General features: G+C 44.7%; 15 protein-coding genes. 9 read left to right on the top strand and 6 right to left on the bottom strand.

The features are described from left to right. Window positions 1–11: 11 nt before the first annotated feature. Complete coding sequence (locus C1X04_RS16635) at window positions 12–914, top strand: hypothetical protein (protein ID WP_137170531.1); 903 nt, start codon at window positions 12–14, stop codon at window positions 912–914. Window positions 915–990: 76 nt separating this feature from the next. Here C1X04_RS16635 and ettA read toward each other — a convergent pair whose 3' ends face one another. The 4 genes from ettA to C1X04_RS16615 all read right to left on the bottom strand — a co-directional run bounded on the left by ettA (window position 991) and on the right by C1X04_RS16615 (window position 6,312). Next, on the bottom strand, window positions 991–2,652 hold the full coding sequence (gene ettA, locus C1X04_RS16630) for an energy-dependent translational throttle protein EttA (RefSeq protein WP_110576785.1): 1,662 nt from the start codon (window positions 2,650–2,652) through the stop codon (window positions 991–993). A gap of 217 nt (window positions 2,653–2,869) precedes the next feature. Then, window positions 2,870–4,366 carry a methyl-accepting chemotaxis protein gene (locus tag C1X04_RS16625; protein WP_110576783.1) on the bottom strand — a complete coding sequence of 499 codons (1,497 nt, stop codon included), beginning with the start codon at window positions 4,364–4,366 and terminating at the stop codon, window positions 2,870–2,872. Between the two features lie 54 nt (window positions 4,367–4,420). Then, the gene (locus C1X04_RS16620; protein WP_217494979.1) at window positions 4,421–5,236 is read right to left on the bottom strand and encodes a transporter substrate-binding domain-containing protein; all 816 of its coding nucleotides are present in this window, start codon (window positions 5,234–5,236) and stop codon (window positions 4,421–4,423) included. Window positions 5,237–5,400: 164 nt separating this feature from the next. After that, complete coding sequence (locus C1X04_RS16615; protein WP_137170530.1) at window positions 5,401–6,312, bottom strand: DMT family transporter; 912 nt, start codon at window positions 6,310–6,312, stop codon at window positions 5,401–5,403. Window positions 6,313–6,472: 160 nt separating this feature from the next. On the opposite strand from C1X04_RS16615, the gene nrdR reads away from it, so the two are divergent. The 7 genes from nrdR (at window position 6,473) to C1X04_RS16580 (ending at window position 12,417) form a co-directional block, all read left to right on the top strand. Next, on the top strand, window positions 6,473–6,985 hold the full coding sequence (nrdR, locus tag C1X04_RS16610) for a transcriptional regulator NrdR (RefSeq protein WP_110576780.1): 513 nt from the start codon (window positions 6,473–6,475) through the stop codon (window positions 6,983–6,985). Next, window positions 6,982–8,154 carry a bifunctional diaminohydroxyphosphoribosylaminopyrimidine deaminase/5-amino-6-(5-phosphoribosylamino)uracil reductase RibD gene (gene ribD, locus C1X04_RS16605; RefSeq protein ID WP_137170529.1) on the top strand — a complete coding sequence of 391 codons (1,173 nt, stop codon included), beginning with the start codon at window positions 6,982–6,984 and terminating at the stop codon, window positions 8,152–8,154. The genes nrdR and ribD overlap by 4 nt, the downstream gene beginning before the upstream one ends. A gap of 278 nt (window positions 8,155–8,432) precedes the next feature. Then, window positions 8,433–8,957, top strand: a complete 525-nt coding sequence (nusB, locus tag C1X04_RS16600) for a transcription antitermination factor NusB (protein ID WP_137170528.1) — start codon at window positions 8,433–8,435, stop codon at window positions 8,955–8,957. A 308-nt stretch (window positions 8,958–9,265) separates the two neighbouring features. Next, window positions 9,266–10,336, top strand: coding sequence for a CNNM domain-containing protein (locus tag C1X04_RS16595; protein ID WP_137170527.1), 1,071 nt, complete (start codon window positions 9,266–9,268; stop codon window positions 10,334–10,336). Between the two features lie 130 nt (window positions 10,337–10,466). Further along, window positions 10,467–10,760 carry a DUF6172 family protein gene (locus tag C1X04_RS16590; RefSeq protein ID WP_110576881.1) on the top strand — a complete coding sequence of 98 codons (294 nt, stop codon included), beginning with the start codon at window positions 10,467–10,469 and terminating at the stop codon, window positions 10,758–10,760. A 166-nt stretch (window positions 10,761–10,926) separates the two neighbouring features. Continuing rightward, window positions 10,927–11,877, top strand: coding sequence for a thiamine-phosphate kinase (gene thiL / locus C1X04_RS16585; RefSeq protein WP_137170526.1), 951 nt, complete (start codon window positions 10,927–10,929; stop codon window positions 11,875–11,877). Window positions 11,878–11,934: 57 nt separating this feature from the next. Further along, window positions 11,935–12,417 carry a phosphatidylglycerophosphatase A gene (locus tag C1X04_RS16580; RefSeq protein ID WP_137170525.1) on the top strand — a complete coding sequence of 161 codons (483 nt, stop codon included), beginning with the start codon at window positions 11,935–11,937 and terminating at the stop codon, window positions 12,415–12,417. 228 nt (window positions 12,418–12,645) lie between these two features. On the opposite strand, the gene C1X04_RS16575 is transcribed toward C1X04_RS16580, so the two are convergent. Then, complete coding sequence (locus C1X04_RS16575; protein WP_137170524.1) at window positions 12,646–13,452, bottom strand: amino acid ABC transporter permease; 807 nt, start codon at window positions 13,450–13,452, stop codon at window positions 12,646–12,648. 112 nt (window positions 13,453–13,564) lie between these two features. Next, window positions 13,565–14,353, bottom strand: coding sequence for a transporter substrate-binding domain-containing protein (locus tag C1X04_RS16570; protein ID WP_175404966.1), 789 nt, complete (start codon window positions 14,351–14,353; stop codon window positions 13,565–13,567). A gap of 203 nt (window positions 14,354–14,556) precedes the next feature. Between C1X04_RS16570 and C1X04_RS16565 the strand changes: the two genes are divergently transcribed. Further along, on the top strand, window positions 14,557–15,387 hold the full coding sequence (locus C1X04_RS16565) for a hypothetical protein (RefSeq protein ID WP_110576773.1): 831 nt from the start codon (window positions 14,557–14,559) through the stop codon (window positions 15,385–15,387). Window positions 15,388–15,408 lie beyond the last annotated feature (21 nt).

Here is a 15,408-nt window from a genome sequence, read left to right as displayed (position 1 = left end):
AAGGAAGTACTTTGCTGACTAGAAAAGAATTTGAAAGGCTTATAGTTGAAATTGATCGAGAGCTTGGTGATAGAAACTTACTCTTTCATCAAAGACCAATGCATGCTTTTTCTAGTTTAGCAGGCAAACTTGATCCAAAGGGTGTATTTCCTATCACTTCTGAAGATTTTAATGATCCAGATGATTTTTCAAATGAGGCTATTTTCACTCAAGTCCATAATTGGTATGAAGAAACTTATGGTGATCGAACAAAAATACATATGGGGCCTGGTAGCTATATCCTTATTATCAAAGGTGAGCCTTGGAAGGTTGAGCTTCCTTTAGTGTATGGAAGGAATAACTTTACAATCGACTCTGATCTTGAAAGAGTTGAAAGGTATGTTGTTGCAAATGACGGAAAAAAAGTCCCATCGACTAATATTCTTTGGCATGTGGAAAACATAACGAGAAAAGTAGCCTTATCTCTTTCTGATGAAGAGCGAGAGATTATTTTTCAAGACTATATGTTTGCTTTGAACTCAGTGCAATTTTTACGAGATTTAAAAGGTGTTCCATATATGGAACAGGGAATGAATGATTATGATACAGCGATTCACAACATTTTTTATAAATACCCTGATTACAACAATGCAAAATGGTCTGCACTTCAGTTTGCAGAAAAAACTATAAAATCAAAGCTGAAGCAACATAATGTAAAGATTAAACATATACATTTTCTTTCTGATCTTTCAGGTGATCTTGAAAAAATAGGAATAAATGTCTCAAAACAACTAATCGACAATATACAGTGTGATGCGAAGGTTCGATATGGTGAGCAAAAAGTAACTCGGTATGAGGCTGTTCTTGCAATTAGAAGTTCACTTTCCTTATTTTCAGATGTCTTTCAAGCATCTTCATTTGAGATTAATACATAGTAATCAGACACAAAAAAACCGCTTACCTTCCGATAAGCGGTTTTCCATTCAAACCAACCAATCCTATTAAATAGAATTACGCATCAATACGTTTGTATTTGATACGAGTTGGTGTGGCTTCGTTGCCAGTACGTTTTTTGTAGTCGGCTTCGTATTCTGCGTAGTTACCTTCGAAGAAGACAGCTTTAGAGTCGCCTTCGTACGCTAGGATGTGTGTCGCGATACGGTCTAGGAACCAACGGTCATGGGAAATAACAATCGCGGCGCCTGGGAAGGCAAGTAGCGCGTCTTCCAGTGCACGTAACGTTTCTACGTCAAGGTCGTTGGTCGGCTCATCCAGTAGCAATACGTTGCCACCTTCTTTAAGCAGTTTGGCAAGGTGCAAACGGTTACGCTCACCACCAGACAAGTGCTTAACCAATTTCTGTTGATCAGACCCTTTGAAGTTAAAGCGGCCGATATAGGCACGAGACGGTACTTTGTAGTTGTGAACCGTGATCATGTCTTGGCCGTCGGCGATTTCTTCAAATACAGTTTTGTCACCATCCAGTTCACGCATTTGGTCTACGTAAGCCAGCTGTACCGTTTCGCCTATGGTGACGGTACCTGTATCAGGTTGTTCGATACCCGCGATCATTTTGAATAGGGTCGATTTACCGGCACCGTTACCACCCACCACACCGACGATCGCGCCTTGTGGCACGACCATGTTGAAGTCTTCTAGTAGCATCTTGTGTTCGAAGCTTTTGCTAACGCCTTCGATTTCGATGACTTTGTTACCAAGACGTGGTCCTGGTGGAATGTACAATTCGTTGGTTTCGTTACGATCTTGGAACTCTTGCGAGTTCATTTCTTCGAATCGAGCCAAACGAGCTTTGGATTTAGACTGACGGCCTTTGGCGTTTTGGCGAACCCACTCAAGTTCCGATTTAATGGCTTTTTGGTGAGAGGCTTGTTGCTTCGCTTCGGTTTCTAGGCGAGCGTTTTTCTGCTCTAACCAAGAAGAGTAGTTGCCTTCGTATGGAATACCGTGGCCACGGTCCAATTCCAGAATCCAGCCAGCAGCGTTATCTAGGAAGTAACGGTCGTGGGTAATTGCCACAACGGTGCCAGGGTAATCTTTAAGGAAGCGTTCTAGCCAAGCAACGGATTCCGCATCCAAATGGTTGGTTGGCTCGTCTAGAAGAATCATGTCTGGCTTGTTAAGCAATAGACGACATAAGGCAACACGGCGACGCTCACCACCAGAAAGATGCTCTACTTTTGCATCCCAAGGTGGAAGACGTAGTGCATCGGCTGCGACTTCAAGGGCGCGCTCTAGGTTGTGGCCTTCTTTTGCTTCGATCAAGGCTTCAAGTTGGCCTTGTTCTTTTGCTAGCGCATCAAAGTCAGCATCTGGTTCTGCGTATTCTGCGTAAACGGCATCCAAACGCGCCATGGCTTCGATAACGTCAGTGAAGGCTTCTTCAACAATGCCACGGACGTTCTTTTCTGGGTCAAGGTGAGGTTCTTGTTCCAAGTAGCCGATTTTGATGCCAGGCATTGGGCGTGCTTCACCGTTATGCTCGGTATCAACACCCGCCATGATGCGTAGAAGAGTCGATTTACCAGAACCGTTAAGACCCAATACACCGATCTTAGCGCCAGGGAAGAATGAAAGAGAAATGTCTTTTAGAATCTCGCGTTTCGGGGGAACAATTTTCCCAACGCGGTTCATGCTGTATACAAACTGAGCCATAAAGAATCAACTTATCCTATGATTGGAGATCCATGCACTTTTAACGTCGTGAATGAATTTCGTTAAAACACTCCACGGGGTTGCCAAAAGAGCTGAGCAAATCGATGGAGAGCCAAATGCAATTAGTGGGGTAAGGATAGCACAGGGGATGATTAGGAAAAATACAGATGCGAGTAAGAACCGCTATTTATCGTGGCGGTTCTTACTGTGTTTTTTACTAAAGCTTAAAGTTAGATAAATCACTGTTAATGCTGGAGCTAAGAGAGTCGAGTTGATCACTTAGTTGTTCGATACTTGCTGCATTGTCCGTGATCACGATGGTGGCATTATTAATGATCAGCACTTTGTCGCTCACTTCAGACGCAACGGAGCTTTGCTCTTCGGTCGCTGTTGCTACTTGAGCGTTCATGTCGTTGATGACGACAATATCTTGAATAATGTCATCAAGGGCTGTGATGGCTCCGCTGGATTCATCAATGGTTTTTTGCAGGGTTGCGCTGGTTGATTGCATTAGCTTACTAGCGCCTTCCGAAGCGGACTGCAAATTGTTAATGATGCCTTCAATTTCTGTGGTGGAATCTTGAGTTCGTTGCGCTAATGAACGCACCTCGTCGGCCACTACCGCAAACCCACGACCTTGTTCACCAGCACGAGCGGCTTCTATTGCTGCGTTAAGAGCCAGTAAATTGGTCTGTTCGGCAACGCCTTTGATGACTTCCAGTACCGTGTTGATTTGCGCACTTTGGTCTTTCAATTCAATGATTTTCTCAGACGTTGAATTAATTTCTTGGCCTAAGTTGTGAATATCATTGATGGTATTTTTGACAATGGTATTGCCTTTGAGGGCCAGCTCGTTACAGCGTTGGGTTTTATCGGCCGTTTCGTTGGCGTTTCTAGCGACTTCTTGAGTAGCTGATGACATTTCATTAAGTGCTGTAGCGACTTGTTCAATCTCTAGTAACTGTTGCTCAGTGGACTTGGTGTTTTCATTGGCATTGGATTTTATGCTTTGAGAGCAGTGCGATAGCTCGTTGTTTGAATTAACAATTTTTTGTACCAAGGTATGAAGGTTGGAAATAAAAGTATCGAAACCATGTGCAAGTGCGCCCACTTCATCTTTACTCTGAATGTTTAGGCGTCTTGTTAAGTCACCGCCACCTTGTGCGATTTCAGCCATAGCGTTGGCGACAACTTTGATAGGGTTGACGACATAACGAGTTAGTACAAACCAGTTAGTAATCTGTAAAACGAGGATCAAAATGATGCCGATTAGAAGGAACATATTGCGAATTGACGATAAGAGCTTGGCGTTGCTGTCCATACGGTAGGTCACTTCAAGATGGCCTATAACGCTGTTGTCACTCCAAACGATATTGACTGTATCGACACGTAAGTCCTTGGAGTCTGCTTTGGTGCTTTGATCATCTTTCGCTGTGCCTAGTAGTTTATCTCTTTGATCATAGGCTTTGATGCTGTCAACAAAAGGGAGATTCATAAATGAAGACATGATGCGCTCAATAAGACTCGAATCATAAGAGAATATCGGTTCTTGCAGCGCAATAGATAAGGTGTTGTTTAACCCTTTTATTTGTTTGTTTAATGCCTCTTCAAAATGATTTTTTGCCAACATGTAACTACTGGAAAAAATGATCACCATCACGAGTAGTGAGGCAGTAGAAAGAAAAAGCATGGATTTTTGTTTGATTGAATTCATTTCTATCTCGTATCGTTGCTTTGGGAGTAAGGAATATGTCGTTACATTTTTGGTTTAAAGGTTGTCTAAATCTAGCCAAAATTCTTTGCGGTCAAAGGGGGTATCTGGATGCATTGTGGCATTTTTGATACGAATGACTTTGCGCTGCTTTAAGTTGGCCTGCTCTAACACATCTTTAATCATCGGGTGATTGAAGAAGAGTTTGTCAAAGCTGCCATCAGCGATAGCCATTTCAAAGCCTTTGTAAATTTTGTCGTGCAGCGATTTGTTGGACTTTTCAACATAGAAATATTGCGCGAATGGATAAATCAGCATGAGATGTTTTTCAATGGCTAAGTTCAGCTCTGGACGTGATTTTACTTCTACCCAAGGTTCATGAAGCGCTCTGGGAAAGTAATCGAAACGGCCGCCTTCTAGCATTAAAAATAAGTTAGGGTATTTCATTGTGGTGACGGTCGGGATGTTGGCTAATTTCATTACCTTTGTGTCACCCCAAAGTTTGCCCAAGCCAGCATCGAGTTTCTTTAAATCTTCTAAAGAATGTATTTGGTCGAATTTTTCTTGGTCACTGGCGCGAATAATAAAGATTCGGTGTCCGAGTAGCCCCTTTAGTGCCGGAATTCGGATCGGGAGCATTTTATCTTCGTAAGTAGAGGTGGAGCCACCCCACATCACATCGAATTTTTTTGACTCGACGGCGCCAATAGCTCGCGCTGTGTTTAGCTCTTGGTCATTTTGAATGAAGGTGGTATTTTGATCTACCTTACTCATAACGAGCTTCAATACACTGAACATCAGCTCTTCTTTCTCGCCTACCACCTTGTTAACTCTGATGGTTTCAGCGCTTATTACCTGCAGGGAATGAAGCATAAGAGCCACCATTCCGATGTGTCTCAATATATTCACGTGATCTTATTTCCTTATTATTTTTTACATAAAATTACACTTTTCTTAATCTTATGTCTTATAGCTTTTCTATTTCAAGCTAAATTTCATTATAACTATGGAAGAGATAAAAAGGAGAAGAGAGAGCTTTAGTTACTGGCTAAAATGAGAAGAGCCGCTCCGGTCACAACGAAAATAGCCCCAATCCACGCGCCAAATGCAGGACGTTGGCCTGTGGTGATCCATAAGCCTGGGAGAATCAATACCGGAACAATGGCTGACAGAGTGGTGACGATACCGACGTTAGCGTTGCCGACGCCCCAAACTAAGACGCTCATGCCGATCACCATGCCGATGGTGGCGAGGGCGGCGACCCTCATAAAATCGAAACGCGTTAGTTGGCCGAATGGGATCGTATCTTCAGCCTGTTTGTGTCTATAAAACAAGCCATACGCTAACACTAATGCTAGGGCGCCTGTGCCGACGCGTATTGCCGATACTGCAATAGGATCAGCGCCGTCGACTAAGGCTGGCTTGCTAAGCAGTGCACCACTGGCTTGTCCAAGTGCAGCACCAAGAGCGAGTAAAATGCCTATGCTTAATTTGCCCTTGGTTTGTTCCCAAGCGTGGAGGCTAGCTCTACGACCAAAAAGAATGGCAATCACGACTCCGATAAGCACCAAGCCGCAGGCGAAAAGCTGATTGAAAGAAAGGTTTTCATCTAAGAATAGCCAACCCAATAGAATCGACATAGGCGCATTGGTGGCGAAAAGCACCCCAGTGCGTCGAGGACCAAGGCGATGCACCGCAGTAAACAGCATGGTATCGCCAATAAAGATGCCTAGCAGCCCAGACAGCATAATAATTTCAGCATGCTGCCACAGCGTGGTATTGAACCGTTGGGTGATTAGGCAAATTGCTAAGAGGATAGAGCTGGCAATGACAATACGAACCGTATTGAAGCGCATGGTGCCAAAACGTTGAATTAAGTTGGGGGCCATTAGGCTCGAAATAGTCCAACACAAAGCGGCAACCAAGCCCGATAATTCTGCGAACGGCATATAAATCCTTATAAACAAACCCCTTTTATAGGTAAAAAAAGGGGAGAAGCGCACACAGTAGCTTGGTAGCTATATTATGGCGAGGTTGATATCATTTCACCCATCATGGATGGCCTAATTTCAGGCATTCTTACACCAAATTAGTGATATTGGAAGCACCATGCGATGCCCTTTTTGTGGAACTCAAGATACTAAAGTAGTGGACTCTCGTCTGGTTTCTGAAGGCGCACAGGTTCGTCGCCGTCGTACCTGCAGTCATTGCCAAGAACGCTTCACCACGTTTGAAGTGGCTGAATTACAAATGCCGAAACTAATCAAAAGTGACGGAAGTCGGGAGTCTTTTGATGAGGATAAGTTACGCAACGGCATTATTAAAGCCATTGAAAAACGTCCTGTCAGCATTGAAGCGGTAGAAACTGCGATCACCCGAATTAAAGAAAAAATGCAAGCGACTGGTGAGCGAGAACTGCCTTCTCGTTGGACTGGCGAAGCGGTAATGGAGGAATTGAAACGTCTCGACCAAGTTGCCTATGTGCGTTTTGCTTCTGTGTATAGAAGCTTCAAAGACATTAGCGAGTTCCGTGAGGAAATTGACCGTTTAGAAAATCACAGCGCCTCTGTTCCAGAGCCGAAAGAAGCCGCCCAAGAACTTAAAAAAGAAGACAAAGCATGACTGTTTATCATCACGAATATTGGATGGCGAAAGCCATTCAATTGGCAAAGAAAGGCCTTTATACCACGCACCCAAATCCTCGTGTTGGCTGTGTTTTGGTTAAAGATCAGCAAATCATTGGCCAAGGCTTCCATGTTAAAGCAGGAGAAGGTCACGCTGAAGTGAATGCTTTAGCTGACGCGAAACAAGATGTGGCGGGTGCAACGGCTTATGTCACATTAGAGCCTTGCAGTCACCAAGGTAAAACGCCACCTTGTGCTGATGCTTTAATCAATGCGGGGGTTGCGCGCGTTGTTTATGGTATGCAAGATCCGAATCCTGAAGTGTCTGGCAATGGTTTACAGAAAATCAAAAAAACTGGCATCGAAGTGATTGGTCCGGTTTTAGAGGCGGAATGCGAAGCGCTGAATCCTGGCTTTATCAAACGCATGCGCGAAGGGCTTCCTTATGTGCGAGTAAAGCTGGCTATGAGTATGGATGGCCGCACAGCAATGGAATCTGGTGAAAGCCAATGGATTACGGACTCTGCTGCGCGTCTTGATGTACAACGTCTACGTGCTCAAAGTGACGCAATTGTGACGGGGATTGGTTCGGTTTTGGCTGATAACCCAAGCATGACGGTTCGTATTGATAACGAGGGTCAAGAAGCTGATCCAAAAAGCGTGCGCCAACCGATTCGAGTCATAATGGATACGGCGCTGTCGATTCTTCCAGAAGCGAAAATTCTTTACCCGACGAATCAAGCTTGGGTGTTTTCGGTCGAAGAGGAAGTCGAAGAAGAACACTTAGACACGCTGACTAAAAAAGGCGTGACGGTGCGTTTTTCGCCATGCGGTTTAGACGGGCGACTCGACTTATTAGACGCGATGGAGCAGCTGGCCGATGCGGGTATTAACGAAGTTTTGTTAGAAGCGGGTGCCGAATTGGCTGGTGGTTTTTTAGCGGCGGGTCTGGTTGATGAAATCGTCGTTTATATGGCACCGAAGCTATTAGGTTCCAGTGCGCGTCCTTTGTTTAAATTACCTTTAGATGAAATGGATGAGGCGGTGGATTTGACGCTTAAATCGGTTCGCCAAGTTGGTCAAGATGTGCGTTTAGTGTATCAACCACGTTATCTAGAAGATGATTTTGAAGACGACCTTGAAGGTGACTTTGACGCAGAGTTGTAAAAATAAAGAAACGTGAGTCATTGCTTTTTCAGGCTTTTTTTTTGAAATGCCTGAAAATTGTTTTTTCTTGCGAATATTTAGAGAACTTTGCCGAGAAACCTAGAATAAATGTTGCTATAATCGCCGCCCAAGACAACCCATATATTCGTGCCTTTGGTCGATATGACTCAGATGCTGTCTAAACAGTGTCTAATAGCTCTTTAACAACCAAGGGTACTTTCAAACAGACATAAGCGTTAGCCCACAAGGCAGCGTAGTCTGGACAATTGAGGCAAAAAATGAGCGAAGTGGAAACAACAAACGACCAAACTCCAGCACCAAAACGTAAGGAAAAAAAGCCTTCACGTTCGCAATTGCGCAGTGCTTCACGTCGTTTGGCATTACAAGCGGTCTATCAGTGGCAGATGAATCACTCTGCTGTTAGCGAGATAGAGACCCAATTCGTGATGAACCAAGATCAAGAAATGGATTCTTGTGACAAGGTGTACTTCCGCGAGTTGCTACAAGGCGTTACTGCCAGTGCAAAAAAACTGGACGTTTTGTTTGAAGAGTTATTAGATCGCCCATTAAGCGAACTAGATCCAATCGAATTGGCGGTTATGCGTATCGGGGCATATGAATTGTCTCAGCGTTTAGATGTGCCATATCGTGTTGCGATCAATGAAAGCGTAGAGCTAGCAAAAGGCTTCGGCGCGACAGAAAGCCACAAATACGTTAACGGCATTCTAGATAAACTAGCACAGCGCGTGCGTCGTGAAGAAATCGCCGCTCGCCGAGAAGCGAATAAAGAGTCAAACAAGTAATCAAAAACCGATTACTTAAACGCTCTCAATAGTATTTGAGAAAGACAACTAAGAGCCCTGTTATTACTTGCTAATAACGGGGCTTTTTTATATCTGCTTCAAACTGTCCAATTTTATTTGAACCTAACGTCCTAATCACAGACTAAATGAACATAGCCCGAGTGCTTAGAAGCCTAGATTAGCATGTTTGCCACTGAACTATTTAGCGCGGCAAGAGCACTATCCATGTTATTTAGGGGAAGCACAGCTTTGTAAATGTGATGATGAAGGTCTTAAAAACAACCGAAAAATGAACGCGAGGGTCGGTAATGAGTACAGATGCTTTGCTGTTAATTATTTATGTTTTGACGGCAATAGGTTTTTCCTTTCTTTGTTCTGTGGCAGAAGCCGTATTACTGAGTATTACGCCGTCATATGTTGAAGGCATGAAAGAAAAACAGCCAAAATTCGCACTGCGTTTGAAGCGACTAAAACAAGATAATATTGACCAATCGCTTGCGGCTATTCTGACACTTAACACCATTGCCCACACGGCTGGGGCGATTGGAGCAGGCGCGAAAGCTACGGCGGTATTTGGAAGTGCATGGTTTGGTGTGTTTTCAGCGGCCATGACGATGGCGATCTTATTTTTCTCTGAAATTGTGCCTAAAACCATCGGCGCAATTTATTGGTCAAAGCTGGTTGTTCCTACGATGTACTTTGTACAGGGACTTATCCTCATCCTTTACCCTATCGTGTGGGTTTCAGAGAAACTCACTAAGCTAATATCTCACGGAAAGACGCTGCATCACTTTAGCCGAGACGAGTTTATTGCCATGGCAGAGCTTGGTAAAGCAGATGGCCAGATTCATGATAGTGAATCCAGGGTTATTCGTAACTTGTTTCGTTATGGGTCGGTTAAAGCTATGGATGTCATGACGCCTCGAACGGTTGCTTTTGCACTTTCAGAGAACCAAACCGTTTCAGAGGTGTTTGAGCTTATTAAAAGTAAGCCGTTTTCACGTTTACCTGTTTATAAATCGGGCTTTGATGACATTACAGGTTTTGTTCTTAGAGACGACATTTTGTTAAGTAAGGCGTCTGACCGACATAATGAAACACTTAAGTCTTTAAAGCGTGATATTACCGTGGTTCCTGAAAAAGTATCATTACCAATGCTATTGGACAGCTTTCTTAACGAGCGTCAGCATATTGCATTGGTGGTAGATGAATATGGAAGGGTAAAAGGAATCGTGACTCTTGAGGATTTGGTGGAGACCTTACTTGGCGTAGAAATTATGGATGAAATGGACAGTGTTGAAAACATGCGGGTGTTGGCGCGCAAAATGTGGACAACGCGAGCCAGAGCGCTTGGAATAGAGGTAGATCGCGTAGAGTAAAGTCTTGGGTATGATGTTTATGATCAGCTATTTTATCGTTTTATTGATGGCTGGTTTATTCTTAACCCGCTATTATAGGCGTCTTAAAGGTGGTTGTTATGCTGCCTTACCCAATATTTTTAGGATCATAATGAAAAAGACGTTTGTACTATCTCACCCCAAAAAGCCATACCAGCGTCTTATTGAAGAAGCGAAAAACGACGTTAAGCAATACATAAAAGCAGAGCGCAACAAAGCCTTGCCAGAAGGTGCGGATTTTTGGGGATTTAACTGCAAGTTTGGTCAAGTCGCAGACAAGGCACGAGCGATTCATGAAGGTGACATCAATGCCAATATTAGTTCTGCACAAAGCCAGCATTGGAAGTCTTTTTATTTAGAAGTGATCCCAACACCGAAAACACGCACTAAACGCTCAGAAGATTAACTCTGGGTATTCGGATTGGATGATGTCTTAAGGGCAGATTGCATTAGGCAATCTGCCCTTTTTTGCTTCTGACATCCTACTGACAATACGGTATCCTTTTGCTCATTAAACTGGCTTATTTTGACCGTTAGGCGTGAGCTATTAATTAGGATAAAAGGATCTTCTGTTGAAAGAATTCGAGTTGATACAAAACATCTTTCAAGCGTCTGTCATGGCGAACACGCAGGGGCGTGGGGATCTTTTGTTAGGCATTGGTGATGATTGCGCTCAGGTGCAAGTGCCGCAAGGTCAGAGCTTGGTGTTTTCTATGGATACCTTGGTTGAAGGGCGACATTTTCCTTTCGATGCGGACCCTGTCGATATCGGTTACCGTGCGGTAGCAAGCTGCGTCAGTGACTTGGCTGCAATGGGGGCAAAACCGGCTTTTTTCACTCTAGGGCTGACCATTCCAGAATCTGATCCGCAATGGTTAGCGGGTTTGGCGCAAGGCATGGCGGAACTGGCAGAGCCAATTGGCTTGGCTTTAGTTGGTGGTGATACGACCAAAGGGCCGCTAACGATTACCCTGCAAGTGCATGGTTATGTGGAAGCGGACATGGCGCTAAAACGCAGTGGTGCCAAGGTTGGTGACGATATTTACGTTACAGGGTTGCTGGGTGATGCGGCGGCGGCTGTGCCGATTGTCACGGGAGAGTTGCAAGTATCGAGTGAGCGTTTTGATTATTTTTATGATCGTTACTGGCGACCAACACCAAGGTTAATTGCCGGCATGGCGCTGAAGCGAGTGGCTCATTCTATGATGGATATTTCTGATGGTCTCGCTCAAGATATCCAGCATATACTTAAGGCATCAGGAGTCGGGGCGAAGATCGATGCGAGTCGTTTACCAATCTCTTCTGAATTGCGTTATTGGCAACCCGAATCGGCAATTTCATTGGCATTAACCGGCGGCGATGATTACGAACTCTGTTTTACTGCCCCGAAAGAGCAAGCAGCCGAGATTGCCTTAATCACGCAAACACTGAGTTTACCTTGTACCAAGGTAGGAGAAATTGTTGCGGAAGGCTTTAGCATTCAAGGCTATGACGGTGAGGCATCGGGCTGGCAACATTTTTAGAGCCGAGATGGGCGCAAAGGTTTTTAGTTTTTCATTTAATAAATAGGTAGTAACACCATGGCAAATTCTGCCCCAGCGTCTGTATGGCGTAATCCGATACATTTTTTGGCATTTGGCCTAGGCTCTGGTGCCGCGCCAAAAGCACCAGGCACATTTGGTACATTAGCAGCAGTGCCGATTTTTATTTGGTTATTACAAGATTTAACGGCCACGGCGTATTTTATTGTGCTGGTCGTGACATCATTAGTGGGGATTTACCTGTGTGGTAAAACCTCCAAAGACATGGGCGTACATGACCATGCAGGGATTGTTTGGGATGAGTTTGTCGGCTTCTGGATTACCATGTGGCTGGCGCCTGCGGGTTGGTTTTATATCGTGTTGGGCTTTGTCTTGTTTCGTTTATTCGATATCTTGAAGCCTTGGCCGATCTCATGGGTCGATAAAAACGTACACGGTGGCTTCGGTATCATGCTAGACGATATTCTGGCCGGTGTGATGTCTTTTGTCGTACTACAGGCTTTGGTTGAGTTTGTTTTTTAGCGCTTAGTTCCTTCTCCTTTTGTCTTCCAAGGGGAAGGTTAGGATGGGGTTGTTTTTGTTACTCAAGCTGTCTATGTTGCCATGAACGAATAACATTTCTTCTCGAAACTACCGCCTCCCTCGTCGAAATGTTATTCGTTCATGGTGTTGATTCCCTCCGACCGGATAACCTTTTCCCCGAAACCAACGCTTTCCCCTCATCTGGGGGAGGCGCTAATCTGTCTTTAGTCAATGATGATCATTTCTTCTCAAATGCGCTTCAAAGGCGCGGATCATTAGCGATAAGCTGAGTGTGAGTACGAGGTACATGAAGGCGACGACGTTGTAGGTTTCGAAGAATTGGAAGGTGGAGGAGCTGAAGACTTTGCCAAGTTGGGTGATATCTTGTACGCCTAAAACCGAAACGAGTGCGGAGTCTTTGATCATGGCGACGAGGTCGTTACCAAGAGGCGGTAAGATTTTACGCATGGCTTGGGGTAGGGTGATAAGGCGGAAGCGGTGCCAGTTGGATAAGCCTAATGCTTTTGCAGCTTCGATTTGGCCTTTGCCGACTTCTTGAATACCAGCGCGAAACACTTCTGCAATGAAGGCGCTGTAGCTGATGGCAAGGGCGATAATAGCGCGCCACAATAGGGTGAAATCTCGTGTGCGAGCTTTTTCTATCCAGCCCGCTTCAATCGGTATTTGTAACGCCCAGTTGTAGAGTTTGACCATTTCCGGTGCGCCGACAAAGGTGATGTAGAAGAGCAGTACGAGAACGGGGACGCCACGAAAAATTTCTACATATAGGCGAGCAAACTCACGTAGTAGTCGATGACGAGAAAACCCTGCCAGTGCAATTAATAACCCAAGTAAGCTTGCCAGTATAAATGCCGTGAAGGTTACGCCAATTGTGGTCAGCAGTCCTTCGCTTAGTGCGCCCGCGATGCGTTGGTAGCTTTGGTCGGAAACCATGTTCCAAACCAAAACCAGAGCGATAATAATGATGGTGACGAGCCACCAAGGCGTGCGATCTAGGGATTTTTTAAAGGGCATAATACATTCATAGCAAGACCGTTCCGTGGTTTATCAATAAAAAAACGGATCGCTATAAAAGTAGAAGATCCGTTGCTGTTGTCTGTTACATCGCGTTTATCAGTTGTGCTGCTTACTGATTAAAGTCGAAGAACCATTTTTTGTTTAGTGCTTCTAATGTGCCATCTTTTTTCATGCTTTCGATGGCAGCATTGATCGGCTTAACAAGGTCTGAACCTGGGGTCAGGATGAAGCCGAAATCTTCAGAGCCCAGTGGGCCGCCAACGATTTTGAATGCGCCAGGGTTAGCACCGATGTAACCACGTGCCGATGCAGCGTCCATTAATACACTGTCGACGTCACCCGATTTTAGCGCTTGAACGGACGCACCGAAAGTCTCTAATAAAGTGATGCGAGGGTTGCCTTCGTCGCCATCAAGAACGTCATAAACAGCCACATAAAAGTTGGTGGTTCCAGCTTGTGCGCCAAAATGCAGGTCTGGGTTGGCGGCAAAGGATTTGGCATCGTTGAATCGATCTTCATCGGCACGAACTAACATAAACTGCTGAGAGGTCATATAAGGAATCGTGAAGTCGATTTGCTGGGCGCGTTCTTCATTAATAGTGATGCCGTCCATGCCGACATCGTATTGGCCTTGTTTGATGGCTTGGATCATGGTGTCCCAGCTGCTTAGGTGCCATTCGATTTTGGCGTTTAAGCGTTTGCCAATTTCATTCATGGCGTCGTATTCCCAGCCAATACCTTCGCCTGTTGCTGGATCAACAAAGTTCAGTGGCGTGTAGGCATTTTCCGTGACGGCTAAAATAGTGCGACCTTTAAGGTCGGGTAAGTTGTCTGCAAAACTTAGGCTGCTGATCGCAACGGTCGCGATCAGCATCAAACGAGATAAAATCTGGGGCATGCTTTTACCTTTATATAGGGCGTTATATTAATAAAGTGGTTCAATAGGTTCAAAATTGGTTGCGATTATACACAGCCATCGTGCAAAGATCTCTAGCAAGCTTTAGGCCATCAAGTGGCATCTGTTGGCGTAAGCGGGTATATTTGCGTACCAATATTCAAATCTATGAATAGGCACTTTTTTAGGCTGCGATTAAGGTTATTATGTCCCGCGAATTACCACCTCAACAGGCTTTTCAAACTCATTGCTTAGCGCAAATGGGCGTGGTGTCTTGGTTGTCTATTGATAAAAGTGGGTCTGCTTCGGACAATGTCTCTGGGACGGTTTTTATGCCGCCTCAACCTTGGCCGATTGATACTGATGTCGCGGCGGATGTCGTTTCGGCACCACCGTCTATGGGATTTAAAGCGGCAGATCCTGAACCCGCTCCCGTGCCTAAATTATCGCCAGAAGAAAAAGAGCCTTTGGTTCATAACCTTCGTGAGCAGTTAAATGCTGGGCCGGAAATTATTGTTGAAGATCTACAGCCTATTGAAGAATTGGCGGTAGATATTGTGATTGAGCCTGAATCCAATGTTGTCAGCCAAATTACACACCTTGATATTCGAGCTTATGCGTTACTGAATAAATTGTTAATTTTGAGTGATGTGCCACAGGTGTTTTCTCAAGCAGAAGATATCGAACGTTTGGCGCTGAAAATGGGGCAAGCTCTGCTGAAACAGCCTATTGATGAATGGCAAGGTAGTGCGTTTAGCTGGCCTGGTCAATTGCGTAATCCGTACTTCACAAATCGCACCGACTGGTTGTTTGGAGCCTTAGAAAGCTATGTTGGCCGTCTAGTGAAAGACTTTCCTGAAGTGCCTTTGCTGGTTCTGGCGGGTGCTAAGGTGACTCAGCTGGTGGAAGATTTACCTGCTGATACGTTATTGAAGCAATATCCTACTGCTCGTATTGTGAGTTTGCCTGAGCTACATCGCATTCCAGAGTTACGCAAAGAAGCGTGGGAAGAAATGCAGTCTACGCTTTTTAGCTAATGTCATATTTCGACTGATGTG

Source organism: Marinomonas sp. FW-1, from assembly GCF_005222245.1.
Classification (GTDB): Bacteria; Pseudomonadota; Gammaproteobacteria; order Pseudomonadales; family Marinomonadaceae; genus Marinomonas; species Marinomonas alcarazii.
Note: the sequence above shows the minus strand (reverse complement) of the source record. Positions and strands in the feature narration are given on the sequence as shown.

Bases quoted from the DNA above. Each gene is read 5' to 3' on its own strand.
- ettA (WP_110576785.1), bottom strand. From the start codon at position 2,652: ATGGCTCAGTTTGTATACAGCATGAACCGCGTTGGGAAAATTGTTCCC.
- C1X04_RS16625 (WP_110576783.1), bottom strand. From the start codon at position 4,366: ATGAATTCAATCAAACAAAAATCCATGCTTTTTCTTTCTACTGCCTCA.
- C1X04_RS16620 (WP_217494979.1), bottom strand. From the start codon at position 5,236: ATGCTTCATTCCCTGCAGGTAATAAGCGCTGAAACCATCAGAGTTAAC.
- C1X04_RS16615 (WP_137170530.1), bottom strand. From the start codon at position 6,312: ATGCCGTTCGCAGAATTATCGGGCTTGGTTGCCGCTTTGTGTTGGACT.
- nrdR (WP_110576780.1), top strand. From the start codon at position 6,473: ATGCGATGCCCTTTTTGTGGAACTCAAGATACTAAAGTAGTGGACTCT.
- ribD (WP_137170529.1), top strand. From the start codon at position 6,982: ATGACTGTTTATCATCACGAATATTGGATGGCGAAAGCCATTCAATTG.
- nusB (WP_137170528.1), top strand. From the start codon at position 8,433: ATGAGCGAAGTGGAAACAACAAACGACCAAACTCCAGCACCAAAACGT.
- C1X04_RS16595 (WP_137170527.1), top strand. From the start codon at position 9,266: ATGAGTACAGATGCTTTGCTGTTAATTATTTATGTTTTGACGGCAATA.
- C1X04_RS16590 (WP_110576881.1), top strand. From the start codon at position 10,467: ATGAAAAAGACGTTTGTACTATCTCACCCCAAAAAGCCATACCAGCGT.
- C1X04_RS16580 (WP_137170525.1), top strand. From the start codon at position 11,935: ATGGCAAATTCTGCCCCAGCGTCTGTATGGCGTAATCCGATACATTTT.
- C1X04_RS16575 (WP_137170524.1), bottom strand. From the start codon at position 13,452: ATGCCCTTTAAAAAATCCCTAGATCGCACGCCTTGGTGGCTCGTCACC.
- C1X04_RS16570 (WP_175404966.1), bottom strand. From the start codon at position 14,353: ATGCCCCAGATTTTATCTCGTTTGATGCTGATCGCGACCGTTGCGATC.
- C1X04_RS16565 (WP_110576773.1), top strand. From the start codon at position 14,557: ATGTCCCGCGAATTACCACCTCAACAGGCTTTTCAAACTCATTGCTTA.